Consider the following 26,126-nt stretch of genomic DNA (forward strand, 5'->3'; position numbering starts at 1 on the left):
GAAGGACCAGGCTTCCGTCGGTGCGCCCGCGCCAAAAGCCCCCGCCAAACCGGCTCTGCCCGCAGCTAAAAAATAGGGGAACCTGTAAAGGAAGGGGCATCGGCTGCCGCCGGTGCTTTTTTGTTTGGAAGGGAAATGGCTAAAATATGCAGTATTATGTTCTGTATCGTTGTTTACCGCTTCCGCACCTTTGTCCGCCTTAAAGCAGGTAAACACCGCATCAGGATTGGCAGGGCGGTCGACAAGGCTGATTTCCGTCAGCTTCAAGCCCGTGATTTGCGACTTGTTCAAATCATTGCGGGCGGTAACGCTGCCGCCGATGGAAAAGCCTTTGTAAACGCCTGTTTTGACTTTCGCCACGACAACGGGGTCGATGATATGAGCACCGAAAAAGGTTATACCGTCGTCTTCAACGTTGATTTCAATTGCCGTTCCCGCAGCGTTTGAGCCGTGCATCTCGCGCCCCTCGCCAAACTTCATATAATCGGGAATCGCCGCCTTCATAGCTGCCGTCGCGATGACTTCACCGTCCGAATCGACCGCCTCGCTTTAGGCATAACCCAAAACCTTGACCGTGCCGTCGTCCTGCGCCTCCCTCTTGGCGATTTCTGCGTATAACTTTGTCATGGGTTTACTCCTGTCTGTATAAATGGTATGCTGAATTTAAAGCCCTTTTTCAAGGCTGGAGGCGTACTTGCCTTAACGGTATCCGCTCCAGAGCCACACTGCAAAAGGGCTTTACTCATCCTTCAAGATGAAATGGTCGTAATGTTTATGGCCGTCCGGGAACTCCCTTACAATCACACCGACATTTAAAGACTCATTCCCAACCTTGGCAACGGCACGATACTTATGTGCTGCAATAATATCAGGATGACCTTTCTTATCCGAATAAGAACCCTCATATTTTGCGTAGCGCAATAAGTCATCAAGTTTTGTTATGATGGATAATTCCGCCTGATTTGCCTTTGACGCAGAGTGCCAGCACATCAGGTTGCCTATACCGTCCGCCATTGCCGTTTTCGTTCGGGAGATGGTTTTCGCGCGGGCATTTATGTAGATGTATGGGTAGATTGAGTGGTTATTTGGCGATATGAAAAGGTTTGCTTGTTGTTTCTGTTATAATTAAAAGCATCTATACGCAGAATGGTTCATATTATGTTTAATCAGGCCGCACAAGAATTGACGACTATCCGCGATGTTTTACGTTTTGCAGTCAGCCGTTTTAATGAGGCAGGGCTCTTTTTTGGTCATGGAACAGATAATGCGCATGATGAAGCAGTTTATTTGATTCTGCATACTTTGAATTTGCCTTTGGATATGCTTGCCCCATATCTTGATGCAAAACTCTTGGAAGCTGAAAAAGAGGAAGTGTTGGCGGTTATTGAGCGGCGTGCCGTCGAACATATTCCTGCCGCTTATTTGACGCGGCAGGCCTGGCAGGGTGAGTTTGATTTCTATGTGGACGAGCGCGTAATCGTACCTCGTTCCTTCATTTATGAATTGCTGGGTGACGGACTTAGACCTTGGATAGAATACGATGAGCTGGTGCATAATGCTTTGGATCTTTGTACCGGAAGCGGTTGCCTTGCCATTCAGATGGCGCATCATTATCCTGATGCCCAAATTGATGCGGTCGATGTGAGTTTGGATGCTTTGGAAGTTGCAGGGATCAATATTGAAGATTATGGTCTGGAAGAACGCATCCAGCTTATTCATACCGATTTATTTGAGGGACTGGAAGGCACTTATGATTTGATTGTTTCCAATCCGCCTTATGTCGATGCGGAATCGGTTGAGTTATTGCCTGAAGAGTATTTGCACGAACCGGAATTGGCGTTGGGCAGCGGGGCGGATGGATTGGATGCCACCAGGCAGATTCTTCTGAATGCGGCAAAGTTTCTGAATCCCAAAGGTGTATTGCTGGTGGAAATCGGGCATAACAGGGATGTATTGGAAGCAGCGTATCCAGAGTTGCCTTTTACTTGGTTGGAAACCAGCGGGGGCGACGGTTTTGTTTTCCTCTTGACGCGCGAGCAGTTATTGGGTGAAGAGTGAGTTGAAGGGGAAATGCCGTCTGAAGACGATTTGTTTTCAGACGGCATTTTTACGACACGTTGTCTCGGGTTTGACGCTTGGCAGAGAAATCCTTACCATATTGTTTATAAGTTAATTGTTTTTATATCGCTATTGCAATGAAAAAATTATCTCGGATTGTATTTTCAACTGTCCTGTTGGGTTTTTCGGCCGCTTTGCCGGCGCAGACCTATTCTGTTTATTTTAATCAGAACGGAAAGCTGACGGCGACGATGTCTTCTGCCGCTTATATCAGGCAATATAGTGTGGCGGCGGGTATCGCACACGCGCAGGATTTTTATTATCCGTCGATGAAGAAATATTCTGAACCTTATATCGTTGCTTCAACGCAAATCAAATCTTTTGTGCCTACCCTGCAAAACGGTATGTTGATTTTGTGGCATTTTAATGGTCAGAAAAAAATGGCGGGGGGCTTCAGCAAGGGTAAGCCGGACGGGGAATGGGTCAACTGGTATTCGAACGGTAAAAAATCTGCAGTTATGCCTTATAAAAATGGCTTGAGTGAGGGTACGGGATACCGCTATTACCGTAATGGCAGCAAGGAAAGTGAAATCCAGTTTAAACAAAATAAGGCAAACGGCGTATGGAAACAATGGTATGCTGATGGCAATATCAAAACGGAAATGGTCATGGTCAATGATGAGCCAGCTAAGATTCTGACATGGGATGAAAGCGGTCGATTACTCTCGGAACTGTCTATCCATCATCATAAACGTAATGGAGTAGTCTTAGAGTGGTATGAAGATGGTTCTAAAAAGAGCGAAGCTGTTTATCAGGATGATAAGTTGGTTAGGAAAACCCAGTGGGATAAGGATGGTTATTTAATCGAACCCTAAATTTGATGCCGTCTGAAATATATTCAGACGGCATTCTTATATGTGTAGATTGATGGCATTGTTTCTTGAAAATTTAGCAGTGGTATATAATTTTGGCTTCTAATGAATATCTGCAAGGAGAAAGCTTCGTGAATAATTCAGTCATCACCGTCATCGGTAAAGATCGTGTGGGCATTGTGTACGACGTTTCCAAAATTTTAGCGGAAAACCAAATCAATATTCTCAACATCAGCCAACAGCTGATGGACGATTTTTTTACCATGATTATTTTGGTAGACACTTCAAAATGCACCAAATCGCGTCAAGAAGTTTTGGATTTGTTTGCGGAAGAGAGCAAAAAACTCGCGCTTGATATCCGTATGCAAAACGAAGAAATTTTTCAAGCCATGCACCGAATCTGAAAAAAGCAGCCTGCACTCTAGTTTTCAAAGTGCAGGCTGCTTTGAATGTGTTGGAGAACAGGGCAGAGATACCATCGTTACCGGCCGTTCAGGCTGACTGAAAAGAAGGAGTTCCACCATGATAACCCTGCGCCAACCTCTAAACCGGTGAAAAAGCATCGAAACTTTGGTGCGCGAAGATACTGTGTTGCGCGACCATGAAGGCGTATATTTACAATAGACCTGCCTGCCACCCGACACGTTCGAGCTGTTTTACGTAAATAACCGATTAGATGCCAATGCTTTTATGACTGCACGCTACCAAATCGTGATCGATAACAAAGTGATACCGTGTCGTTCAAAGTGTAGAGTGTGGAGCACGGATTTTTGGCGTTTTTGCTGTCGCTTCCTGTGTTTGTGCTTGTCAAACGGCTGATGTTGCGGTAGTGGTTGGGCGGTAAAAACAAATCCAAGCAAAAGGAAATACAGGCAGTCTGCATTTCAAAATACCAAAATACGAGAATATTTCAATGAAACCCGAAAAAATACTGCAAAAAATTGTTACCGAAAACGAATATACTGCGCTGCTGCCATCAGCTTCTCAAAACGAAATATTGCGAGAAGCCCTGTATCAAAACCGTATTTTTCTCTTTTTAGATTGGAAAGGGGAGAGTGGGCAGGGTGAGCTTTATCAATTTGTCAATGAGCGTTTGGTAGCATTCGGCAAAGAAATACTAAAAGTAAAACCTGATGATTTATATAAAAAATTCGATAAAGAATTTGGCCAAGATTGGGAAAGCGGCAATTTTCTGCCCTTTGCCTTCGATTATTTCGACGGCAAACTCAAACGGCAAAAAATGCGGTTGATGTTTTTGGAAAGTGGCAGCGATGACTACACTGTGTTTATTGTTCCGAGCAACGCATGTAAAAGTTTGGAAAGAATCCAGTCTGATTTTTGGACCTTCCAAAGTCTGAACAAAGCGGCAAATTTCATCTTATATACGGTCGATTGCTCCTCCTGCGGTCAACTGTCGGCATGGGATTTGGCCATAAGCGATCCGCCGCCGTATGCTAATCACGAAGCGGCATACTGCGATTCCTGCCGCCAACCCTTATGGGATGCGGACGGCAAACTGTTTGCCGCAGTAGAAGAAACACCGCATTATGTCTCAGAACAAAAATAAATCACAGGCAGCCTGCACCAAATAAAACCCATTCAACAAGGAATCCCCAAAAATGTCCCAAGTCCATTCCAACGAAATCCTCGAAACCATCCGCATGGTAGCCGACCAGAATTTTGATGTGCGCACCATTACTATCGGCATTGATTTGCACGACTGCATCAGCAGCGATATCAATGTGTTAAACCAAAACATTTACAACAAAATCACCACGGTCGGCAAAGACTTGGTGGCGACGGCAAAATATCTGTCTGCCAAATACGGCGTGCCGATTGTGAATCAGCGAATTTCCGTCACGCCGATTGCCCAAATCGCGGCGGCAACCAAAGCCGATTCTTACGTCAGTGTGGCGCAAACTTTGGACAAGGCGGCCAAAGCCATCGGCGTGTCTTTTATCGGCGGCTTTTCCGCGTTGGTGCAAAAAGGCATGTCGCCTTCGGACGAGGTGTTGATCCGTTCCATTCCCGAAGCGATGAAAACTACTGATATCGTGTGCAGCTCCATCAATATCGGCAGTACGCGTGCCGGTATCAATATGGATGCGGTCAAGCTGGCAGGCGAAACCATCAAACGCACTGCTGAAATCACGCCCGAAGGTTTCGGTTGCGCCAAAATCGTCGTGTTCTGCAACGCGGTGGAAGACAACCCGTTTATGGCGGGCGCGTTTCACGGCTCGGGCGAGGCGGATGCCGTTATCAATGTCGGCGTATCGGGGCCGGGCGTGGTCAAAGCCGCGTTGGAAAATTCGGACGCGGTCAGCCTGACCGAAGTCGCCGAAGTTGTGAAGAAAACCGCTTTCAAAATTACCCGCGTGGGCGAACTCATCGGCCGCGAAGCCTCAAAAATGCTGAATATCCCGTTTGGTATTCTCGACTTGTCGTTGGCACCGACCCCAGCCGTCGGCGACTCGGTGGCGCGCATCCTTGAAGAAATGGGCTTGAGCGTCTGCGGTACGCACGGCACGACGGCTGCCTTGGCATTGCTGAACGATGCCGTGAAAAAGGGCGGCATGATGGCTTCGAGCGCGGTTGGCGGTTTGAGTGGCGCGTTTATCCCCGTTTCGGAAGACGAAGGTATGATTGCCGCCGCCGAAGCAGGCGTACTGACGCTGGACAAACTCGAAGCGATGACCGCTGTCTGCTCCGTTGGTTTGGACATGATTGCCGTCCCCGGCGATACGCCCGCGCACACTATTTCCGGCATCATTGCCGACGAAGCTGCCATCGGTATGATTAACAGCAAAACCACTGCCGTGCGCATTATTCCGGTAACGGGTAAAACCGTCGGCGACAGCGTCGAGTTCGGCGGTCTGTTGGGCTACGCGCCTGTAATGCCGGTTAAAGAAGGTTCGTGCGAAGTGTTCGTCAACCGGGGCGGCAGAATCCCGGCTCCGGTTCAATCGATGAAAAACTGATTACGGTTTTGATGGGGAAATGCCGTCTGAAAGGCTTCAGACGGCATTTTTGTTTATGGGCATTGGGTAAAATGTCTTTAGAAAAGAATATTGCAAATTTAAAAAATCCCTGTGTCCTTATTTCTGCTTTCTTACGTCATTCTTTTAAAGGTGGGAATCTGGAAACCAAAAAACAACAGGAATTTATCCGAAACAACAAAACCTATCCGCCGTCATCCCCACGAAAGCGGGAATCTAGTTTGTTGTTCAAATAAATTCTGAAACTTTAATTTTGTCATTCCCACGCATGCGGGAATCTAGAAATGAAAAACGACGAGAATTTATCAGAAATGACGGAAACTCAAAAAACCGGATTCCCGCCTGCGCGGGAATGACGAAATTTTAGGTTTCTGATTTTGATTTTCCGTTTTTGCGGGAAGGATGGGGTTTCAGATTGTGGGTATTGTCGGTATTTTCTATTTGGTAATGCCTTTGTTATAAAAAAGCCGTCTGAAATTTCAGACGGCTTTTACTTTTAACGCATCCACAATCAACCTAAACACATTGGAATGCCCGCGGCGGCTGGGGTAATAGAGGTAAAGCGGATCGTAAGTGATGGCGTACTCGGGCAACAGCTCGACCAGGTGCCCCGAATTGAGTGCATCCGCCACGCTCATATGTGCTATCCACGCAATGCCAAGGCCGTCTGAAACGGCTTGCCGGCGCAGATGATTGTTGATGGAAAACTGCGATTTGGGCGTGAACGTCATCAGCTCTTTTTTGTATTTGAATTCCCACTGCATCTCCGCGCCGTGTTCGGCGGAGAGCTTTGCGCCGATAAGGCGGTGCTGCTGCAAATCGTCAATATTTTTCGGCGAACCGTATTGCGCCAAATAATCGGGCGAGGCAACCAACGCCATTTTAAGTGGTGCGGAAATCGGCACCGCAATCATTTCTTTCGCTACCTCGTTGCCTAATCGAACGCCCATATCAAACCCTTCTTTCACAATGTCTGCCCAACGATCGTCCACCACGATTTCCAAGCGGATTTTCGGGTATTGGTTCAAAATCGGCTTTAATTTTGGATACAACACGGCTTCCGCTGCCATTGCAGGGGCATTGATGCGAATCAATCCCGATGGCGTATTCAAAAAATCGTTCAACGCATCAACTTCGTTGTTAATCGCTTGATAAAGCGGGAAAAGCTGCTCAAAAAGCTGCTGTCCGGCTTCGGTCAGCGACACATTGCGCGTAGTGCGGTTGAACAGGCGCAGGTTCAGCCGCGTTTCCAGATTTTTCATGCTGTGGCTCAACGCCGAAGAAGAAATCCCCAAAAGCTGTCCCGCTTTCACAAAACTCTGCGTTTGCGCGAGTGTCAAAAAATAATTCAGCTCGTTAAAGTTCTGCATTTTCCTGCCCCGTTTTAGCTGATTAGTGAATTTAATTCACGACATCATAAAACCAAACCTAATTTATCTCAATAAAAACACGGGCTAAAATGGCTACACTTTCATGAGAACAAACAGGAGGCAATATCATGCAAAACATCACATTAAACAACGGCGTACAAATTCCTGTGCTCGGTTTCGGAGTATTTCAAATTCCGCCCGCAGAAACCGAGCAAGCCGTGATTGCCGCCATCAAGGCGGGCTACCGCCATATCGACACCGCGCAGGTTTATATGAATGAAACCGAAGTCGGTTTGGGAATTAAAAACAGCGGCGTGGCACGCGAAAAATTGTTCGTTACCACCAAAATTTGGGTGGAAAATTTCGGCTACGAAGCCGCCAAGGGCTCGCTGGATCGTTCATTAGGCCGTCTGAATTTGGATTACATCGATATGGTGCTGATTCATCAGCCTTACGGCGACAGTTACGGCACATGGCGCGCGCTGGAAGAATATCAGGCAGCCGGCAAAATCCGCGCCATCGGCGTGAGCAATTTTTCGCCCGTACGCGCGGTGGATTTGGGACTATTCAATAAAGTGATGCCGCAGGCTAATCAGATTGAAATCAATCCGTTCCAACAAAAAACCGAAGCCGTTGCCGCTTTGCAGGCTGAAAGCATCGCCGTGGAAGCATGGGCGCCGTTTGCTGAAGGCAAAAACGATATTTTCCACAATTCCGTGTTAAGCAAAATCGGTGCGAAATACGGCAAATCTGTGGCACAAGTGATTACCCGCTGGCTGGTGGAACGTGGCATCATTGTATTGGCAAAATCCATTAAACCCGAACGAATGGCGGAGAACCTAAACGTCTTTGATTTTGCGCTCAGCAATGAAGACAAAGCCGAAATCGCCAAGCTGGACGGTACGTTCGACGCGATTGTCAACCACGACATGGTGGATAATTTGAAGAAACGTATCTTCGCGTGGAAAACGGGGCAGTAACTGCAAATACAGTCAGGACAGGACTTATACTGATTTTGTCAAAACGCATTTATGCCGTCTGAAAGGCTTCAGACGGCATTTTCGTTTGGACTTGATTACTCGATATAAGTGAATTTTGCACGTTTGATATTGCACATCAATTCGTAAGGGATGGTTCCGGCCGCTTCGGCAACGGTATTGATGTTGACCGTATCGCCCCACAGTTCGACCTCGTGTCTCAAACCTTCTTGCGAAGCGTCCAGCTCGATGGTCATCATATCCATAGAGACCCTGCCGATGACCCGGGTCAATTTACCGTCGACGGCGACAGGGGAATTGCTTGGGGCGCGGCGCGGATAACCGTCCGCATAACCGCATGCAATCAGGCCGACGCGCGTAGATTTACTGGTATAAAATGTTGCGCCATAACCGATAGGGGAGTGCGGCTGCAAAACGCGTTCGCCGAAAATACGGGTGGAAAGCCTCATCACGGGTTTCAGCCTATCATCGCTGCCTCCGAACGGGGAAATGCCGTATAACGCCAAGCCCGCGCGCCCCCAGTCCCTGCGTGCTTCGGGAACATTCAAAATAGCGGCGGAGTTGGCAAGGCTTTCTTCGCCTTCCAGCCCTTCCGTACCCAAATCGAATGCTTCCATCTGTATTTCCGTCATACCGCTTTCGGGTTCGTCCGCACAGGAGAAATGCGAAAACTTGACAATACTGTTCACATATTCCGACTGTTTCAATGCCGCATATGCCGAAGCGTAATCATGAGGGAAAAATCCGGTACGGTGCATTCCCGAATCCATTTTCAACCAGACCTTGACAGGTTTTTTCCAATGGCGGGAAAGCAAAGCCTCAAGTTGCCATTGGTTTCCGACTGCCGGCCAGAGCGAGTATTGTTCGACCGCTTCGTACTCTGATGCTTCAAATACGCCTTCCAAAAGGACAATCGGATGGGTAATGCCGCTCTCCCGCAGCCTGATTCCTTCATCGATTGTCGCCACGGCAAAGCCGTCTGCCAAGTCTGCCAGCGCGAAAGCACATCTGACCGCACCGTGTCCGTATGCGTCGGCCTTCACTACCGCCAACAGTTTGCCTCCGTGCATTTCCTTCAAAATCCGATAATTGTGCCTAAGGTTGCCCAACCTGATCTGCACGTTCAAAGGGCGCATAAATTCATTCCTTACCAAACAAGTGTTTATTAGCAAAATTAAGAAATCAATTAGGGAATTATAATCCAACGGCAAGGCTTTTAAAATATTAAAGACCCTTGTGTCTTCAAGCCGGAGCAGCAGTTTTCAGGTAGGAAGGCGGTTTACTTTTCCTGATATAATCGCTTTCCCAAATTTATACTCTATTTGTTAAAATCAATAATAAATACAAGGCAATCCAAATGAAAGAACTAGATAAAATCGATTTCCGCATCCTTAAGATCCTTCAACAGAATGCCCGCATCCCGATGACGGAGCTTGCCGAGAAGGTAGGCTTGTCCACCACGCCCGTTACAGAGAGGGTGCGCCGTTTGGAGCGGGAACATTATATTTCCGGCTATCACGCCCATCTCAATCCCCATCTGTTGGGCAAACCGCTATTGGTTTTTGTCGAGCTGAAGCTGCAATCCAAATCGGGCAATATTTTCGAAGATTTCAAAAAAGAAGTGCTGAAAATTCCGCAAATTATGGAATGCCACTTGGTGTCGGGCGAATACGACTATCTGATTAAAGTACGTTTGCCCGATATGTCTGCCTATCGGGATATGCTCGGCAATATCTTATTGCAACTGCCTGCCGCTTCGGAGAGTAGGAGTTATGTTGTGATGGAGGAGGTCAAAGAAAATCCGGTTTTGGATTTGGATTGAATATTTCAGGCCGGGTATGCGGTTTGACACCTAAATGAAATATAACAACATCACGCATAGAGGCTTGTTGCTTCAGATAAAAAAATGCACACATCCGGTTGAATGTGTGCCAAGTCTACAAAGGAGAAATAGAGGAGAAACTATTAACTGACTACTCGAACCAGCTAACGGAATGAATTATGCAGCTTTTCCGGTCAAAAAGCAAGCGGCTTTCTTGTTAAATTTCTTAAAGAATGGAATTTCAAACAATAAAAGTAATTAAATTTCAAAAAAAGCGGAGATAAAAAAATGCACACATTCGGTTGAATGTGTGCCAAGTCTACAAAGGAGAAATAGAGGAGAAAAATCAAGCTGCATCAAGCAACTCAACGGCGGTAATTATCCGCCGTTTCTTATCTGCTGTCAATTATTTTTTGAAAATTTACCCGACCGATTCAAATTTTGCAAAAAAACTTGCCCGATGGCTATCCGGTAACAAATTCCTTCAAAAACCCATCAATCCGCTTATTCAAAAAAATCATATGATTTCATTGAAATAAACTTTTGATTCGCTAAATTTGCCGAAATTCAAATCCTCCGGATGTATTTTTTTGCGGGCATTGTGCGGGCAAATCGCCGTTTTGTCCCTTGTCAGGTCTTGTGCATATCGGGAAAACCGAAATCGTCCGCACCTGCGCCGGTGTTGATTCGTCCCTTGCCATCTTGGGATATATCCAGCAAAATCGGCATATCGGTATTTTGATTGGTGTGTTGAGAAAATGACCCCGTTATTTAGAAAAGCCGTTTGGCTGCTGTTTGCCGTTTCGGTCTGTGCATTTGCCGGGTCTTTGGCGGCACAGTATGTTTTGGGTATGGAGCCTTGCGTTTTGTGTATCAGTCAGCGGTTATGCGTTTTGGCAACCGCATTGTGTACGGCAATTGTCCTGATGTGCAGGCCAAGAAGAAGGGCAGGCGGTTTGTTCGGTGCTGTCTTTATCAGCATTCCGGCCGTTACGGGTATTTCTGTTGCGGCATATCAGTTGTGGTTGCAGTCGCTGCCGCCGGGTACGGCTCCTTCGTGCGGCGCGCCGTGGACGTTCCGCTTGAAAGGCTGGCCTTTGTTTGATTGGTTCGAGCCTGTCGTGCGCGGGTTCGGAAATTGTGCCGAACCGGATTATCTGCTGGGAATTGCTTTGCCTGTTTGGAGCGTGGCGTATTTTCTGGCGGTTGTCCTGACGGTTTGGTGGGCGTGGGCAAGGGCTAAATAAATCAATGCCGTCTGAAAGGTTCAGACGGCATTTTATTGTATGTCTGCTGTGCTGCGTATCAGTCCAGATTCAATACGGCGGAAGTGTAAACGTCTTGCACGTCGTCCAAGTCTTCCAGCGCGTCAATCAGTTTTTGCATTTTGACGGCATCGTCGCCGGAGAGTTCGGTTTCGTTTTGGGCGCGCATCGTAACGTCGCCGTCGACGGATTTGTAACCTGCTGCCTCCAAAGCGGATTTTACGCCCGCCCAATCGTTGGGCGCGGTAATGACTTCGATGGAACCGTCGTCGTTGGCAACCACGTCTTCCGCACCGGCTTCCAAAGCCGCTTCCATCAGCGCGTCTTCGTCAACGCCGGGTTCGAATACCAAATAGCCCTGATGCACGAAGTTGAACGCCACGCAGCCGTCGGTACCCAAGTTGCCGCCGTTTTTGGTAAACGCGTGGCGTACGTCGGCAACGGTGCGGGTTTTGTTGTCGGTCAGGCAGTCCACCATCAAAGCCGCGCCGCCGATGCCGTAGCCTTCGTAGCGCAACTCGATGTATTCCACGCCTTCCAAGTTGCCCGTACCTTTATCGATGGCGCGTTGCACATTGTCTTTGGGCATATTGTTTTCGGCTGCTTTTTCCAAAGCCAGACGCAGGCGCGGATTTGCGCCGGGATCGCCGCCGCCCATACGCGCCGCAACGGTGATTTCTTTGATTAAACGTGTGAAGATTTTGCCGCGTTTGGCATCCTGACGGGCTTTTTTATGCTGGATATTCGCCCACTTGCTATGGCCTGCCATAAATTTCCTTTCTTATTTCAAATAATTAATCTGTTTTTGTCAGATTTTTTACGGTCGGCATTTTAACATAAGTTGCAAGTACCCAAAATATCCTGTTTTATGCTGTGCCGTTGTCGATGCCGTCTGAAAGCGATTTCCTCCGCTTTCCGCTTAAAAATAAAGAAATGTTTTAATTAACGATATTTTACGGTATGATGGCACAGCTTCTCCTCGATTGTTGACAATTTAAGGCATCTGTTGCGGCAAATACGGTCTGCTCGCCGTGTTTCCTTATTGGAATGTCTTGGGGAAAGCAGTCATTTTAATCGTAAGATAAGGTTTATTTTATGGAAAATATATTGTCTGTTCTGGTGGGTACAGTCAATCGGTTCCTTTGGGACTACCTGCTGATTTACGCGCTTTTGGGTATCGGCCTGTTTTTTACGCTGTATCTTGGTGCGCCGCAGATTACCAAGCTGGGCGCGGGATTCAAATCTGTATTCGGCGGCTTGTTTGCCAAAAGGGATAAAGACGATAAGTCTTTATCGCAGTTTCAGGCGTTGGCGGTTGCCGTATCAGCGCAAATCGGCACGGGCAATGTCGCTGGCGTGGCGACCGCCATTACCGCAGGCGGGCCGGGCGCGATTTTTTGGATGTGGCTTTCTGCCGTTTTGGGGATGTCCACGATTTTTGCCGAAGCGCTGCTGGCGCAGAAATACCGCGTCGTCAGCCACGGCAAATACATCGGCGGGCCGGCGTTTTATATTACGCACGGTCTGACTCCGAAAATCGGCAGGGGCGCGGCGCGTTTTCTGTCGGGCTTTTTCTCTATCGCGCTGATTGTCGCATTGGGCTTTATCGGCAATGCGACTCAGGCAAACTCCATCGCTTCTGCCGTTACCATTGCGTTTGATGTGCCTTCTTTGGCAGTCGGTATTGTGCTTGCCGTCCTTGCGGGCATGGTTGTGATTGGCGGCGTGAACCGTATTGCCAATATTGCCCAGTTTGTCGTGCCGTTTATGGCGGTTGTTTATATTTTGTGCGCCGTCGTTATCCTGTTTGAATTTTCCGACCATATTGTGCCGATGTTCAACCACATCTTTACCGCCGCCTTCAGTCCCGAAGCCGTTTTGGGCGGTGCTGCGGGTATCGGTATGCGTGAAGCGATACGTTTCGGCGTGGCGCGTGGTCTGTTTTCCAATGAGGCGGGGATGGGTTCTACCCCGCATGCACATGCAACCGCGGATGTGAAGCACCCTGTCCAACAAGGTATGGCGGCATTTGTCGGTGTATTTATCGATACGATTTTGGTATGTACGGCTACGGCATTGATTATCCTGCTGACCGATGCCAACCTTTCGGGCGAACAGGGCGCGGCGGTTACTCAATTTGCCTTTAACAAGGCATTTCCGGGCTTCGGTTCGCAATTGCTTGCCGTGTGTCTGACCTTCTTCGCCTTTACGACCATTATCGGCTGGTATTATTTCGGCGAGTCCAACATCCGTTTTCTTTTCAGGGGAAGACACTTGGGCATCTATCGCGCATTGGTTCTGCTTGCCATTGTTTTGGGTACGTTGGGTAAAGTCGATTTGGTTTGGAGTCTGTCCGATATGTTCAACGGCTTTATGGTTATCCCCAACCTGATTGCCCTGTTTTTGTTGCGTAAGGAAATCCGTGCCATTTATGACGATTATTTGGCACAGAAAAAAGCGGGTCGGGATTTGTCTTATCAGTATGAATTTCACGAATTCCACGATAAGCAATAATGCCCGGCAAAGAGAAAACTTCCCTGCCTTCAGGTTTGGGAGGTTTTTGTGTTTCAGACGGCATTCAGATTACGTAACCGTACACGCTGACAAATTGGGTGATGCTGCCGCCCAATACGAACAGATGCCAGATTCCGTGCCCGTGTCGGATTTTTTCATCGTTTACAAACCAGTAAATGCCGACGCTGTACAGCATACCGCCTGCCGCCAGCCAAGCCAGTCCTGCCGACGGGAGTGAGGCTGTCAGGGATTTCATTACCGCCAAGACCATCCAACCCATGACGACATAAATCACAATAGACAGCAGACGTTTTTCGCTTTTCCGTCCGATGGTGAGTTCTTGTGCGATTCCTGCAGCCGCCAGCAGCCAGGACAGTGAAAATACCGTCCAGCCCGGCCCGTTTCTCAAAGAAACCAGTGCAAACGGTGTGTAGCTTCCGGCAATTAGCACATAAATCATGCAGTGGTCGGTTTTTTTCAAAATGCTTTTCAGTTTTCTGGCTGCAATTCCGTGGTACAGCGAGGAACTCAAATAGAGCAGAAGAAGGCTGATGCCGTAAACCGATACGCTGAAGATACGGTAGCCGTCCCCGTGTCCTATGGTTTTCAGCAGCATCAGCACCAAACCTGCCGCCGCCAGAATCAAACCGCTCAAATGGCTGTAAGTATTGAAGCGTTCGCCTGTATACATCGCACAATCTTTCGGGAAAGTAGAGGCAGTCAGTTTACGCCGATACTTTTGCCTCTGTGTGGGATTTACTCTTTGCCTACACTGTGAATATTCTTGAAAATGCGTGTGTTAAAATCTGTTTTTTATTTTCAGACGGCATTTTATGTTGAATCCATCTCGAAAACTGGTTGAGCTGGTCCGTATTTTGGAAGAAGGCGGCTTTATTTTCAGCGGCGATCCCGTGCAGGCGACGGAGGCTTTGCGCCGCGTGGACGGCAGTACGGAGGAAAAAATCATCCGTCGGGCGGAGATGATCGACAGGAACCGTATGCTGCGGGACACGTTGGAACGTGTGCGTGTGGGGTCGTTCTGGTTGTGGGTGGTGGCGGCATCGATGATGTTTACCGCCGGATTTTCAGGCACTTATCTTCTGATGGACAATCAGGGGCTGAATTTCTTCCTGATTTTGGCGGGCGTGTTGGGTATGAATACGCTGATGTTGGCGGTATGGCTGGCAACGCTGTTCCTGCACGTGAAAGTGGGGCGGTTTTTCAGCAGTCCGGCGACATGGTTTCGGGGTAAAGACCCCGTCAATCAGGCGGTGTTCCGGCTGTATGCGGACGAATGGCGGCAGCCTTCGGCGCGTTGGATTGCCGGTGCGGCTTCGCACAGTTTGTGGCTTTGCACATTGGGCGGGATGCTGGTGTCGGTATTACTGCTGCTTTTGGTGCGCCAATATACCTTCAACTGGGAAAGCACGCTGTTGAGCAATGCTGCTTTGGTACGCGCGGTGGAAATGCTGGCGTGGCTGCCGTTGAAACTCGGTTTTTCCGCACCGGACGCGCGGGCGGTCATCGAAGGCCGTCTGAACGGCAACATCGCCGATGCGCGCGCGTGGTCGGGTTTGTTGGTCGGCAGCATTGCCTGCTACGGCATCCTGCCGCGCCTGCTGGCTTGGTCGCTGTGCAAAATCTTTTTAAAAACAAGCCGAAGCAGTCCGGATTGGGAGAAACCTTATTATCAGGCGGTCATCCGCCGCTGGCAGAACAAAATTACCGATGCGGATACGCATCAGGAAACCGTGTCTGCCGTTTCTCCGAAAATCATCTTAAACGACGCGCCCAAGTGGGCGGTGATGCTGGAAACCGGGTGGCACGAAGGGAAGTGGTTTGAAGGCAGGCTGGCGCAGGATTGGCTGGATAAGGGCGTGGCGGCGAATCGGGAAGAAGTTGCCGCGCTGGAGGCGGAGCTGAAGCAGAAGCCGGCGCAACTGCTCATCGGCGTGCGCGCCCAAACCGTGCCGGACCGGGGCGTGTTGCGGCAGATTGTCCGGCTTTCGGAAGCGGCGCAGGGCGGGGCGGTGGTGCAGCTTTTGGCGGAACAGGGGCTTTCAGACGGCCTGTCGGAGACATTGGAACATTGGCGCAGTGCGCTGTCAGGGTGCGGCGCGGCGTGGTTGGAACCCGACAGGGCGGCGCAGGAAGGCCGTCTGAAAGCCGGCAAACATACCTGACGTGCCCTACCAAGCAGCCATTCTGAAAAACCATTTGAAAATCTGTTTTTTTAAAAACAGGCATTCCGTTGATGCAACCTTGATTAGTCTGACAAAATACCTTTGTAATACAACAATTTAGACGTATGTTCCCGAATATTCAATTGATCTTAATTAATGGGACTAGGTAATGACAAGTATATTAATATTTGAAGTGATGGTTATGGATGAGAATATTCTATTAGAAACGATAGGAAAACATAATCAAGCATTCAATACTGATTTTGAAGTAATTAAAATAGATTATGACGAAGCTATTTTTTGTACAATTCAAGTTTCAAAATACACTTACGCAGATTTATTTAATTTAGGGCATCACTTATCTATTGTGGAACATTTGATGCGCGAGCGTGGTGAAACTGATTGGTAAATTATCGTAGCTTGTGTCAGCCGTAGCAAGCAAGGTAGGTATACAACTTATTGCCCATGCCCATACATTCAGTTTTTTCATGTATATTCAATGCTATCAATTTCCGCCCGAATGGAAATAAGCGGCTTTTCCCTTGTAAACGGACGGAATTGAGCGAGTATTCAAGCACAGCAAAAAAATATTATGGATAAACAACCCCTTTCCCTCGCCGTCGTGGGGCACACCAACACCGGCAAAACCTCGCTCCTGCGCACCCTGTTGCGCGACAGCGGCTTCGGCGAAGTCAAAAACGCCCCATCCACCACGCGCCATGTTGAAGAAGCCGCGATTACTGACGGTGTCGACACGCTGCTGTACCTGTACGATACGCCTGGACTCGAAGACGCGGGCGGTGTTTTAGAATGGCTGGAAACCCATACGGATACGCGTTCAGACGGCATCGAGCGGCTGCAACAGTTTCTCGGCAGCCACGGCGCGCATCACGATTTCAACCAAGAAGCCAAAGTGCTGCGGCAGCTTTTGCACAGCGATGCGGCGTTGTACGTCATCGACGCGCGCGAGCCGGTTCTCGACAAATATCGTGATGAACTGATTATCCTGTCGTGGTGCGCCAAACCGATTATGCCTGTGTTCAACTTTACCGGCGGACAGCTTCCCGAATCGTGGACGGCTATGCTGGCGAGGAGAAACCTGCACGTTTTCGCAGGGTTCGATACTGTCGCCTTTGATTTTGAAGGCGAATTGGATTTATGGAACAAACTCGCCACTATGCTGCCGCAACAAGGCATCATCGACCGCCTGACCGCTGCCCGCCGCCGCGAATGGACGCGTTTGGACAAAGAAGCGCGGCACGAAATCGCCGACTTTTTAATTGATGCCGCCGCGTTCAGGCAGGAAGTGGGCGAAAACGGCGATACAGTCCCTGTGTTGCAAACCATGCAGGCGGAAATACGCCAACTCGAACGGCAGATGCAGCAGCGGCTGTTTGCCCTCTACCGCTTCTACCACAATGAAATCGACGGCGGCGACTGGATGCCGCAAGCCTTCCGCCAAGACCCGTTCGACAGCGAATTGCTGAAACAATACGGCATCCGCACTGGCACGGGCGCGGCAACCGGCGCGCTCATCGGCTTGGGGCTGGACATTGCCACGCTCGGCGGCTCGCTCGGATTGGGTACGGCAATCGGCGGTTTTTTGGGTGGCATTCTGCCTAATACCCGCACCATTTCCGACAAACTCGCCGGCCGCCAAACCCTACACACCGACCCCGAAACCCTGACCCTGCTCGCCGCCCGCGCCCTCGATTTGCTCCACGTCCTGCAAACGCGCGGCCACGCGGCGCAATCGCAAGTCGAGTTGCACAGCCGCAAAGCACCATGGGACGCCGCCAGACTCCCGCCCGAACTCAACAAAGCCCGCAGTCATTGGAAATGGTCGTCGCTCAATACGCACCGCCCCGAAACCAGCCGCGCCGAACGCGCCGGATATGTGGAAAAACTTCAAATCCGCCTGTCGGGAAAATAATGCCGTCTGAAGCTTGTTTGTATGGCAAGTCAGATTCAAATCGGGATAAGGCAGGAGGGTCGCTGAAGCCGATTTGCGACAAAAAACGGGTTCTGTATGATACAGAACCCGTTTTCCGATGCCGTCTGAAGGCTTCAGACGGCATTTGATTTGCATGAAAATTATAGCGTGCGGGCAACTTCGACGATGTCGAAACATTCGAGTTGGTCGCCTTCCATAATCTCGTTGTAGCCTTTGAGCATCAGACCACATTCGAAGCCCATGCGGACTTCTTTGACGTCGTCTTTGTAGCGTTTCAAAGAAGACAGCTCGCCGGTATGGATAACCACGTTGTTGCGGATGAGGCGGACATGGGAATCGCGTTTGACCACACCGTCGGTAACCATACAGCCTGCAATATTGCCGACTTTGGAAACGCTGATGACCTGACGGATTTCGACCGTGCCGGTAACTTGTTCTTTCTCTTCCGGGGAAAGCATACCGCCCATTGCCGCCTTCACGTCGTCGATGGCATCGTAGATGATGTTGTAGTAGCGGATTTCCACGTTTTCATTTTCGGCAAGTTTGCGCGAAGAGGCATCTGCACGCACGTTAAAGCCGATAATGAACGCCCCGGACGCGATAGCCAAGTTGACATCCGATTCGGTAATGCCGCCCACGCCGCTGTGCAACACGTTCACTTTCACTTCGTCTGTGGACAGTTTTTTCAGGCTGCCCGCCAAAGCTTCGTAAGAACCCTGCACGTCTGCCTTGATGATGACCGACAAAGATTGGGCTTGGGTTTCGCCCATATTGTTGAACATATTTTCCAGTTTTGCCGCCTGCTGTTTGGCAAGGCGTACGTCGCGGTATTTGCCTTGGCGGAAGAGGGCGATTTCGCGCGCTTTTTTCTCGTCCGCCAACACCATCGCGTCTTCGCCTGCGTTCGGTACGTCTGACAAGCCGAGGATTTCGACGGGGATGGACGGGCCGGCTTCGGTAATGGCTTTGCCGTTTTCGTCAACCATCGCACGGATTTTGCCGAATGCGGTACCGGCCAGCAGCATATCGCCTTTTTTCAGCGTACCGCTTTGAACCAGCAATGTGGCAACCGCGCCGCGCCCTTTGTCCAAGCGCGCCTCGACGATGATGCCTTTGGCGGGCGCATCGACGGGGGCAGTCAGTTCCAAGACTTCGGCTTCGAGCAATACGGCTTCGAGCAGCGCGTCGATGTTCGTTCCTTTTTTCGCGGAAACGTCGATGAATTGAACCGTGCCACCCCAATCGTCGGGGATAACTTCGTGTTGGGTCAGTTCTTGGCGGATACGTTCGGGGTTGGCAGTGTCTTTATCGATTTTGTTGACGGCAACCACAATCGGAACGCCTGCCGCTTTGGCGTGTGCAATGGCTTCGATGGTTTGCGGCATTACACCGTCGTCTGCGGCAACCACGAGAATCACGATGTCGGTTGCTTTCGCACCGCGTGCGCGCATGGCGGTAAACGCTTCGTGGCCCGGGGTATCGAGGAAGGTAATCACGCCGCGCGGCGTTTTGACGTGGTACGCGCCAATGTGCTGCGTAATGCCGCCTGCTTCGCCCTGTACCACTTTGGCACGGCGGATGTAGTCCAGCAGCGAGGTTTTGCCGTGGTCGACGTGTCCCATGACGGTAACGACGGGCGGACGCGGCAATGCTTCGGCTTCCACTGCTTCCGCGCCTTCGTCCAAGAAGGCTTCGGGATCGTCGGCGGCGGCAGGTTTACCGATATGTCCGAGTTCTTCCACCACAATCAGGGCAGTGTCTTGGTCGATAGATTGGTTGATGGTTACCATCATGCCCATTTTCATCAGGGCTTTAACCACTTCGACGCCTTTAACGGCCATTTTGTGTGCCAAGTCGGCAACGGTAATGGTTTCGGGAACTAAAACCTCGTGTACGACAGGTTCGGTCGGCGCTTGGAAGGCGTGTTGGTTCGGCTCGAGTTTGAGTTTTTTGCCTTTTTTGCCGCCGCGTACGCGCTCGTCGTCGCCATTGCGTGCATTGTTGCGGTCGCGTCCGCCTTTTCCGCCTTTGCCTTTGGCGTTGCGGCCTTGACCTTCGTCATCGCGGTTGCGGCGGTCTTCTTTTTTCGCTTTTGCCGGATTGACAGGTTTATTTTCGACGACCGGCGCGGCTGCCTGCGGTTTTTCGGCAGGTTTGGCGGGACGCTGTCTGCCGGTTTTGGCTTCCTGTGCGGCTTTTGCCTGTTGTTCTGCCTGTTGTTTCATGGCTTCGCGGCGTGCCTGGCGTTCCTGTTTCTCTTTCAACAGGGCTTCCTGGTGGGCGCGAAGTGCGGCGGCACGGCGTGCTTCTTCGTCGCGTTGCGCCTGTTCTTCCGCGCTGACCACGGGTTGCGGCACGGCAGGTGCGGCAGGTTTCGCCGGTTTTTTGGCATCTTTGCCTTTGCCGTTTCGCTCGTGTTTCGGCTTGGCGGCTTTTTCTTTGGGCTCGGCGGGTTTTTCAGACGGCATTTTGTCGGCTTGGGCTTTTTCCGCTTTGCTTTCTTCGGCGGGTTTGGTTTCCGCCGCAACGGGTGCGGTTTCGGCTTTTGCTTCGGTAGGTTTCTGCGCGGCAGGTTTGGCTTTGTTGCCTGCTTTTGCCGCTTTCAGTTTTGCCGCTTCCGCTTCTGCCTTGGCACGGGCTTCTACGCGTGCGGCAGCTTCGGCTCGGGCTTTTGCCGCGTCTTCTGCCGTCTGCTCCGGCTGGACAGGTGCGGCTTGGGTTTGGGCGGCTTTTACCTGTGCTGCCAACTCTTCGGCAGAAGGAATGTTGACAGTGCGTCCGCGTTTGCGTGTTTCGACTTTTACGCCGTCAACGGTGCTGACTTCGGTTTTGGTGCGGCGGATGCTGATGGTGCTGCTGTTGCTGCCGTTTTTCTTGGTCAGGTAGGCGTTCAGAAGCTGTTTGTCGTCCAGCGTCAGGGAATCGCTGCCGCTGTTTTTGCTGACGCCGGCTTCTTTCAACTGTTTCAACAGGTCTTCGACGGGGCGTTTCAGCTCGGCGGCAAATTGTTCTACGGTTGTGTTACTCATCTGTACCCCCTTTATTTGTCTTCGGTAAACCAGTGTTCGCGTGCGGTCAGGATGACGGCTTTTGCGGTTTCTTCGTTTACACCGGTGATTTCAATCAGTTCGTCCACGGACAGTTCCGCCAAGTCGTCGCGGGTAGTAATGCCTGCCTCGGCAAGGCTGCGGAGCATATCGGCATCTATGCCTTCGAGGTTGCGCATATCGTCGGATACTTCGCCCAGTTTTTCTTCGGCGGCAATCGCCATGGTCAGGATGGCATCGCGGGCACGGTTGCGGAGCATATCGACGATTTCTTCGTCAAATCCTTCAATGGCAAGCAGTTCGGCGGCAGGAACATAGGCGACTTCTTCCAAGGTTGCAAAACCTTCCTGAACCAGTACGTCGGCAGTTTCTTCATCTACATTCAAGTGATTCATAAACAGGCGGCGGATGGCGGCATCTTCTGCCGCATTGCGTTCGTCTGCCTCGGCGGAAGTCATGATATTGAGCTGCCAGCCGGTCAGATCGGAAGCAAGGCGCACGTTTTGACCGCCGCGTCCGATGGCGAGCGCGAGCTGGTCTTCGGAAACGATAACATCGACGGCGTGTTTGTCTTCGTCGATGACGATGCGGCTGACTTCGGCGGGTGAGAGCGCGCTCATGACGAATTGGGCAGGCTCGGGCGACCAAAGGACAACGTCGATGCGCTCGCCGGACAATTCATTGCTGACGGCATTGACACGCGAACCGCGAACGCCGATACAGGTGCCTTGCGGATCGATGCGCTGGTCGTTGGCTTTGACGGCGACTTTGGCACGTTGTCCCGGGTCGCGGGCGACAGCGCGGATTTCAAGCATGCCGTCTGCAATTTCAGGTACTTCATTGGCGTACAGTTTGACGAGGAAATCGCCGGAAGTACGGCTCAGGATGACTTGTTTGCGGCCGGTGTTGCCGATTTCTTCGACGCGCAGGAAGAGGGCGCGGATGCGGTCGCCGCTGCGGAAGTTTTCGCGCGGAATCATTTGGTCGCGCGGAATCAGCGCGTCCAGTTTGCCGGCAACGACTTCGACGATGATGCCGTGGCGTTCGACGCGTTTGACCGTGCCGGACACGATGTCTTCTTTGACGGCGAGAAACTCGTTCAGATTCTGCTCGCGCTCGGCATCGCGGATGCGTTGCAGGATGATTTGTTTGGCGGTTTGCGCGGCTTGGCGGCCGAAGCCTTCGTTGGGCAGCTGCTCTTCATAGTATTCGCCGATTTGGATGGCGGTGCCGGGAATTTCCTCTTGGATTTCCTCGATGGTTTTTTCGACATCGGGATAGGTATAGTCTTCATCGGCGACAATCAGCCAGCGGCGGAAGGTTTGGTATTCGCCGGTGTCGCGGTTGATTTGGACGCGGACATCCATGTGTTCGCGGTCTGCCTTTTTCTTGGCGGCGGTAGACAGGGCGAATTCCAGTGCTTGGAAGACGACTTCCGCATCAACGTTTTTTTCGCTTGCCAGCGCTTCTGCCAGCTGTAACATTTCACGACTCATTTTGAACATCTCCAATATTGCTGTGTTTTAGAATTTGAATTCGGGGCGCAGACGGGCTTTGTCGATGTTGCCCAACCCGATTTGCACGGTTTTGCCGTCGAAAGAAACGGTAACAGTGTCGTTTTCGCAGCCTTCGATTTTACCGATAAAGTTTTTCTGACCGTCTATCGGCAGACGGGTTTTGATTTTTGCCTGCTGACCGGCAAAGCGTACGAAGTCGGCGGCTTTTTTCAGAGGACGGTCGAGTCCGGGACTGGAAATTTCCAGATTCTTATAATCGATGTCTTCAACCATGAAGACGCGGCTCAAGTGGTTGCTGACGGTTGCGCAGTCTTCGACGGTAATGCCGCCTTCTTTGTCGATGAACACGCGCAATGTTCCTTGCGCGGTCAGTTCGAAATCGACCAGTTCGTAGCCCAGGCCGGGCAGGGTTTTTTCGAGGATGGTTTGGATATCCATGCTGCTCCCTATGTACATAATAAAAAAATGGCCCCGTGGCCATTTTTCGTCAAAGTTGAAAAATCGGCGTGATTATAACCGCTTTTGCGGAGAAATGAAAGTGTTGATTTATTTTGTGTTTTTGGGACGGAAAAAAGCGGGTGTAAGGGAGGTTTGTAATGGGAAATCGTGAATATTGTTGACAAAACAAATGTATCTATTTGTCGCTAGCATGATTTTTATTTTTGTAAATCAATATATTGATATTATTTTCCGTGTTCGGGCGGCATGGAATCGGGCGGAGGACAGGTATTTCTCATCCTTGCACAAAGCCTGCTGCAAGCCTAAAATCGGGCGAGTTATTGTTCAGAATCAGGGCTGCATCATGTCTCTTTATCCGATTTACAATTTTTCCGCCGGCCCTGCCGTATTGTCCGAAGCCGTGTTGGAAACGGCGCGGCAGGAAATGTTGGACTACAACGGTACGGGTTTTTCCGTGATGGAAATGAGCCACCGTTCGGAAATGTTTTTGAGCATCCTGCATCATGCGGAACAGGATTTGAGGCAGCTTTTGAAAGTGCCTGACAACTATAAGATATTGTTTCTGCAGGGTGGAGCAACAACCCAATTTAATATGGCAGCCATGAATCTGGCACACGGTTTCCGCACTGCCGACGCGGTGGTAACGGGCAACTGGAGCCGTATCGCTTATGAACAGATGAGCCGTTTGACCGATACGGAAATCCGTTTGGCGGCGCATGGCGGCGAGCAGTTCGGCTATCTCGACCTGCCGCCTGTGGAAACGTGGGATGTTGCACCCGATTCGGCGTTTGTCCATTTTGCCGTCAATGAAACTGTCAACGGGCTGCAATACCGTGAAGTGCCTCGCCTTTCAGACGGCATGCCGCCGTTGGTGTGCGATATGTCCAGCGAGATTCTGTCGCGTGAGTTTGATGTTGCCGACTACGGACTGATTTACGCAGGCGCACAAAAAAACATCGGGCCGGCAGGAGTTACGGTGGTGATTGTGCGTGAGGATTTGCTCGAGCGTTGTCCGAACGATATTCCCGATGTGTTCAACTACCGTTCTCATTTGAACCGCGACGGTATGTACAACACGCCGTCAACTTACGCGATTTATATGTCGGGGCTGGTGTTCCGTTGGTTGTTGGCGCAGGGCGGTGTGAAAAAAATTGAAGCGGTCAATCGGCTGAAGGCGCAAACCTTGTATGAGACGATAGATGGCAGCGGCGGTTTTTACATCAACGATATTCATCCTGATGCGCGCTCCAAAATGAATGTGGTCTTCAAAACCGCAAGCGAAGACTTGGACCGCCGTTTTGTGCTGGAAGCCGAATTGCAGGGCTTGTGCCTGTTGAAGGGCTATAAGTCTGTCGGCGGGATGCGCGCCAGCATCTACAATGCGATGCCGCTCGAAGGCGTGCGGGCTTTGGCAGATTTTATGCGCGATTTCCAACGGCGTTACGGTTGATTTTCAAATGCCGCCTGAATGCGTTTCAGACGGCATTTCCTTTCGGTTTTCTGCCGTAATGGTATTGCTGTGCGCTTTGTGTTATAAACCCTGCTTCCGGAATGATTTGAAAGACGATGATATGGACGCTTTGCAGCTTTTGACTACCCGACGCTCTTCAAAAAAACTGGCGGCATCGGCTCCCAATTCGGAGCAGTTGGAACAGATGTTGCAGGCGGCAACCCAAGTTCCCGATCACGGCAATATGCGCCCCTTCCGTTTTACTGTGATTCAAGGCGAGGTAGGATTGCAACGTTTTCGCGATGTGTTGAAGCAAACGGTTGCCGAATTGAATTTCGGCGACGATGCGATGAAAAAGGCGGAAAAAGTGGGCAATATGGCGCCGATGGTCATTGGGGTAACGTTTGCGCCGAATCGCGATGTGCCTAAGCCGAAACCGGAATGGGAGCAGATGCTGACGGCGGGTTGTGCGGCGTATGCGCTGCAACTGGCGGCAACGGCTCAGGGATTCGACAATGTCTGGATTACGGGGATGTGGGTCAACAGCCCCTTGTTGCGGGAGGCTTTCGGTTGTGCGGATAAGGATAAAATCATCGGGCTGATGATGGTCGGCACGCCGACAGAGGAAGTGCATAAGCCCAAGAATACCGATTTGGAAGCGTTTGTCAGCCATTGGTAAAACGGAATCTCAAGCAAAATGCCGTCTGAAAGGCTTTCAGACGGCATTTTTCCATGCGTTTTAAACCGGGTTCATGAAACGCCCGATGCGTTCGGCGGAAATGTCGGGTGTTGCGCCATGTTCGGAGGCGACCAGCGCACCAAGCGCGCAGGCAAAGGTGAGGGCATGTTGGGGTTCCGCGCGGTTGAGCAGCTGATAAATCAGACCGCCAAGAAAACTGTCGCCCGAACCGACGGTATCGGCAACTTCGATTTTAAATCCGCCGTGTCGGAAAAATTCCCCGTTTTTGTACAGGACTGCGCCGTGGCTGCCCAAGGTTACGCAAAGAGTGTCTGTATCGGTCAGTTTTGCCAGATAAACGATGTTTTGCTCCAAACCGTGATAGGGCGATCCGTAAATCTTTGACAGTTCGTAGAGTTCGTCATCGTTGAGTTTGACGACATCAGCCTGTTTCATGGTTTCTAAAATCAGGGAAGCGTCGTAATGCGGTTTGCGCAGGTTGACATCGAAGATTTTGAATTTTGCCTGTTGCAGCAGGCTGTTTAAAGTTTTTCGGGAGGTTTCGTCGCGCATGGCCAGGCTGCCGAAAATAAAGGCATCGGATTGGGCAACGCGGTGCAGTGCTGCTTCTTCTGTTCGGATGCCGTCCCATGCACAGGGATAGACAATTTCGTAGGATGCGCTGCCGTGGGCATTCAGCGACACTTTAACCTGACTGGTAGGATAATCCGGATGAATCTGGACAAAGTTGGAAACGATGTTCTTTTGTTGTATTTGTCGAACAAGTTCTTCTCCGTCGCCATCATTTCCCCTACTGCTGATAATGGCGGTATCCATACCGAGCGATTGTAATCTGTACAGCACGTTTAAAGGTGCGCCGCCCAAAATTTTTCCATCAGGGAAAGTATCCCACAGTATCTCGCCGAAGCCGGTAATTTTCAT

24 protein-coding genes and 2 pseudogenes are annotated in these 26,126 nt (G+C 50.5%); 16 read left to right on the forward strand and 10 right to left on the reverse strand.

Features of this window, described 5'->3' with window-relative positions:
- Nucleotides 1-76 (forward strand): annotated as a pseudogene (locus KEM39_RS06890) (ComEA family DNA-binding protein); the annotation flags it as partial.
- 113 nt (nt 77-189) lie between these two features.
- Here KEM39_RS06890 and KEM39_RS06895 read toward each other — a convergent pair.
- Together KEM39_RS06895 and KEM39_RS06900 are read right to left on the reverse strand one after the other, a co-directional pair.
- Nucleotides 190-627, reverse strand: a pseudogene (locus KEM39_RS06895) (HK97 family phage prohead protease); the annotation flags it as partial.
- 111 nt (nt 628-738) lie between these two features.
- Nucleotides 739-1,014, reverse strand: coding sequence for a hypothetical protein (locus tag KEM39_RS06900; RefSeq protein ID WP_118997914.1), 276 nt, complete (start codon nt 1,012-1,014; stop codon nt 739-741).
- Nucleotides 1,015-1,158: 144 nt separating this feature from the next.
- Between KEM39_RS06900 and prmB the strand changes: the two genes are divergently transcribed.
- From prmB to KEM39_RS06925, 5 genes are all read left to right on the forward strand, one after another.
- On the forward strand, nt 1,159-2,058 hold the full coding sequence (prmB, locus tag KEM39_RS06905) for a 50S ribosomal protein L3 N(5)-glutamine methyltransferase (RefSeq protein WP_025456940.1): 900 nt from the start codon (nt 1,159-1,161) through the stop codon (nt 2,056-2,058).
- 137 nt (nt 2,059-2,195) lie between these two features.
- A complete protein-coding gene (locus tag KEM39_RS06910; protein WP_118997915.1) occupies nt 2,196-2,933 on the forward strand; it encodes a toxin-antitoxin system YwqK family antitoxin in 738 nt (245 codons plus the stop codon).
- A 128-nt stretch (nt 2,934-3,061) separates the two neighbouring features.
- Complete coding sequence (locus KEM39_RS06915; RefSeq protein WP_003680574.1) at nt 3,062-3,334, forward strand: ACT domain-containing protein; 273 nt, start codon at nt 3,062-3,064, stop codon at nt 3,332-3,334.
- 509 nt (nt 3,335-3,843) lie between these two features.
- The gene (locus tag KEM39_RS06920) at nt 3,844-4,497 is read left to right on the forward strand and encodes a DUF6630 family protein (protein WP_118997916.1); all 654 of its coding nucleotides are present in this window, start codon (nt 3,844-3,846) and stop codon (nt 4,495-4,497) included.
- A gap of 52 nt (nt 4,498-4,549) precedes the next feature.
- Complete coding sequence (locus KEM39_RS06925) at nt 4,550-5,908, forward strand: PFL family protein (RefSeq protein WP_118997917.1); 1,359 nt, start codon at nt 4,550-4,552, stop codon at nt 5,906-5,908.
- A gap of 497 nt (nt 5,909-6,405) precedes the next feature.
- Here the strand turns inward: KEM39_RS06925 and KEM39_RS06930 are convergent, their stop codons facing one another.
- Nucleotides 6,406-7,296, reverse strand: coding sequence for a LysR family transcriptional regulator (locus tag KEM39_RS06930; RefSeq protein ID WP_118997918.1), 891 nt, complete (start codon nt 7,294-7,296; stop codon nt 6,406-6,408).
- 128 nt (nt 7,297-7,424) lie between these two features.
- Here KEM39_RS06930 and KEM39_RS06935 point away from each other — a divergent pair, with 128 nt between their 5' ends.
- Complete coding sequence (locus KEM39_RS06935) at nt 7,425-8,276, forward strand: aldo/keto reductase (protein ID WP_118997919.1); 852 nt, start codon at nt 7,425-7,427, stop codon at nt 8,274-8,276.
- A gap of 95 nt (nt 8,277-8,371) precedes the next feature.
- Here KEM39_RS06935 and alr read toward each other — a convergent pair whose 3' ends face one another.
- Nucleotides 8,372-9,430 (reverse strand): alanine racemase, encoded by a 1,059-nt coding sequence (alr, locus tag KEM39_RS06940; RefSeq protein WP_118997920.1) that lies wholly within the window; start codon nt 9,428-9,430, stop codon nt 8,372-8,374.
- A 221-nt stretch (nt 9,431-9,651) separates the two neighbouring features.
- Here alr and KEM39_RS06945 point away from each other — a divergent pair, with 221 nt between their 5' ends.
- Both KEM39_RS06945 and KEM39_RS06950 read left to right on the forward strand, forming a co-directional pair.
- On the forward strand, nt 9,652-10,116 hold the full coding sequence (locus KEM39_RS06945) for an Lrp/AsnC ligand binding domain-containing protein (protein WP_002216720.1): 465 nt from the start codon (nt 9,652-9,654) through the stop codon (nt 10,114-10,116).
- Nucleotides 10,117-10,874: 758 nt separating this feature from the next.
- Nucleotides 10,875-11,363 carry a disulfide bond formation protein B gene (locus KEM39_RS06950; RefSeq protein WP_002216721.1) on the forward strand — a complete coding sequence of 163 codons (489 nt, stop codon included), beginning with the start codon at nt 10,875-10,877 and terminating at the stop codon, nt 11,361-11,363.
- 58 nt (nt 11,364-11,421) lie between these two features.
- Here KEM39_RS06950 and KEM39_RS06955 read toward each other — a convergent pair whose 3' ends face one another.
- Complete coding sequence (locus KEM39_RS06955) at nt 11,422-12,150, reverse strand: YebC/PmpR family DNA-binding transcriptional regulator (RefSeq protein ID WP_002238219.1); 729 nt, start codon at nt 12,148-12,150, stop codon at nt 11,422-11,424.
- A 326-nt stretch (nt 12,151-12,476) separates the two neighbouring features.
- Between KEM39_RS06955 and KEM39_RS06960 the strand changes: the two genes are divergently transcribed.
- On the forward strand, nt 12,477-13,895 hold the full coding sequence (locus KEM39_RS06960) for an alanine/glycine:cation symporter family protein (RefSeq protein WP_211709752.1): 1,419 nt from the start codon (nt 12,477-12,479) through the stop codon (nt 13,893-13,895).
- A 64-nt stretch (nt 13,896-13,959) separates the two neighbouring features.
- Here the strand turns inward: KEM39_RS06960 and trhA are convergent, their stop codons facing one another.
- Nucleotides 13,960-14,586: a PAQR family membrane homeostasis protein TrhA gene (trhA, locus tag KEM39_RS06965; protein WP_211709753.1), complete on the reverse strand. Its 627-nt coding sequence runs from the start codon at nt 14,584-14,586 to the stop codon at nt 13,960-13,962.
- A 142-nt stretch (nt 14,587-14,728) separates the two neighbouring features.
- Here trhA and KEM39_RS06970 point away from each other — a divergent pair, with 142 nt between their 5' ends.
- The 4 genes from KEM39_RS06970 (at nt 14,729) to KEM39_RS06985 (ending at nt 18,160) form a co-directional block, all read left to right on the forward strand.
- The gene (locus tag KEM39_RS06970) at nt 14,729-16,078 is read left to right on the forward strand and encodes a DUF2868 domain-containing protein (protein WP_211709754.1); all 1,350 of its coding nucleotides are present in this window, start codon (nt 14,729-14,731) and stop codon (nt 16,076-16,078) included.
- 169 nt (nt 16,079-16,247) lie between these two features.
- The gene (locus KEM39_RS06975) at nt 16,248-16,487 is read left to right on the forward strand and encodes a hypothetical protein (protein ID WP_003709161.1); all 240 of its coding nucleotides are present in this window, start codon (nt 16,248-16,250) and stop codon (nt 16,485-16,487) included.
- 183 nt (nt 16,488-16,670) lie between these two features.
- A complete protein-coding gene (locus KEM39_RS06980; protein WP_211709755.1) occupies nt 16,671-18,011 on the forward strand; it encodes a DUF3482 domain-containing protein in 1,341 nt (446 codons plus the stop codon).
- On the forward strand, nt 18,011-18,160 hold the full coding sequence (locus KEM39_RS06985) for a hypothetical protein (protein WP_211709757.1): 150 nt from the start codon (nt 18,011-18,013) through the stop codon (nt 18,158-18,160). Before KEM39_RS06980 ends, KEM39_RS06985 begins: the two co-directional genes overlap by 1 nt.
- 12 nt (nt 18,161-18,172) lie before the next feature.
- Here the strand turns inward: KEM39_RS06985 and infB are convergent, their stop codons facing one another.
- From infB to rimP, 3 genes are read right to left on the reverse strand one after another with little or no spacing between them, the layout of a single operon-like run.
- The gene (gene infB / locus KEM39_RS06990; RefSeq protein WP_211709758.1) at nt 18,173-21,061 is read right to left on the reverse strand and encodes a translation initiation factor IF-2; all 2,889 of its coding nucleotides are present in this window, start codon (nt 21,059-21,061) and stop codon (nt 18,173-18,175) included.
- An 11-nt stretch (nt 21,062-21,072) separates the two neighbouring features.
- The gene (gene nusA / locus KEM39_RS06995; RefSeq protein ID WP_211709760.1) at nt 21,073-22,575 is read right to left on the reverse strand and encodes a transcription termination factor NusA; all 1,503 of its coding nucleotides are present in this window, start codon (nt 22,573-22,575) and stop codon (nt 21,073-21,075) included.
- Between the two features lie 27 nt (nt 22,576-22,602).
- Nucleotides 22,603-23,034: a ribosome maturation factor RimP gene (rimP, locus tag KEM39_RS07000; protein WP_192886354.1), complete on the reverse strand. Its 432-nt coding sequence runs from the start codon at nt 23,032-23,034 to the stop codon at nt 22,603-22,605.
- Nucleotides 23,035-23,398: 364 nt separating this feature from the next.
- Between rimP and serC the strand changes: the two genes are divergently transcribed.
- Nucleotides 23,399-24,505 carry a phosphoserine transaminase gene (gene serC / locus KEM39_RS07005; RefSeq protein ID WP_118997929.1) on the forward strand — a complete coding sequence of 369 codons (1,107 nt, stop codon included), beginning with the start codon at nt 23,399-23,401 and terminating at the stop codon, nt 24,503-24,505.
- Nucleotides 24,506-24,626: 121 nt separating this feature from the next.
- Entirely contained in the window at nt 24,627-25,184 is a 558-nt protein-coding gene (locus KEM39_RS07010; RefSeq protein ID WP_118997946.1) for a nitroreductase family protein, read from the forward strand.
- 60 nt (nt 25,185-25,244) lie between these two features.
- On the opposite strand, the gene KEM39_RS07015 is transcribed toward KEM39_RS07010, so the two are convergent.
- A complete protein-coding gene (locus KEM39_RS07015) occupies nt 25,245-26,126 on the reverse strand; it encodes a carbohydrate kinase family protein (protein WP_118997930.1) in 882 nt (293 codons plus the stop codon).

This window comes from Neisseria sp. Marseille-Q1983, assembly GCF_018224585.1.
Classification (GTDB): domain Bacteria; phylum Pseudomonadota; class Gammaproteobacteria; order Burkholderiales; family Neisseriaceae; genus Neisseria; species Neisseria polysaccharea.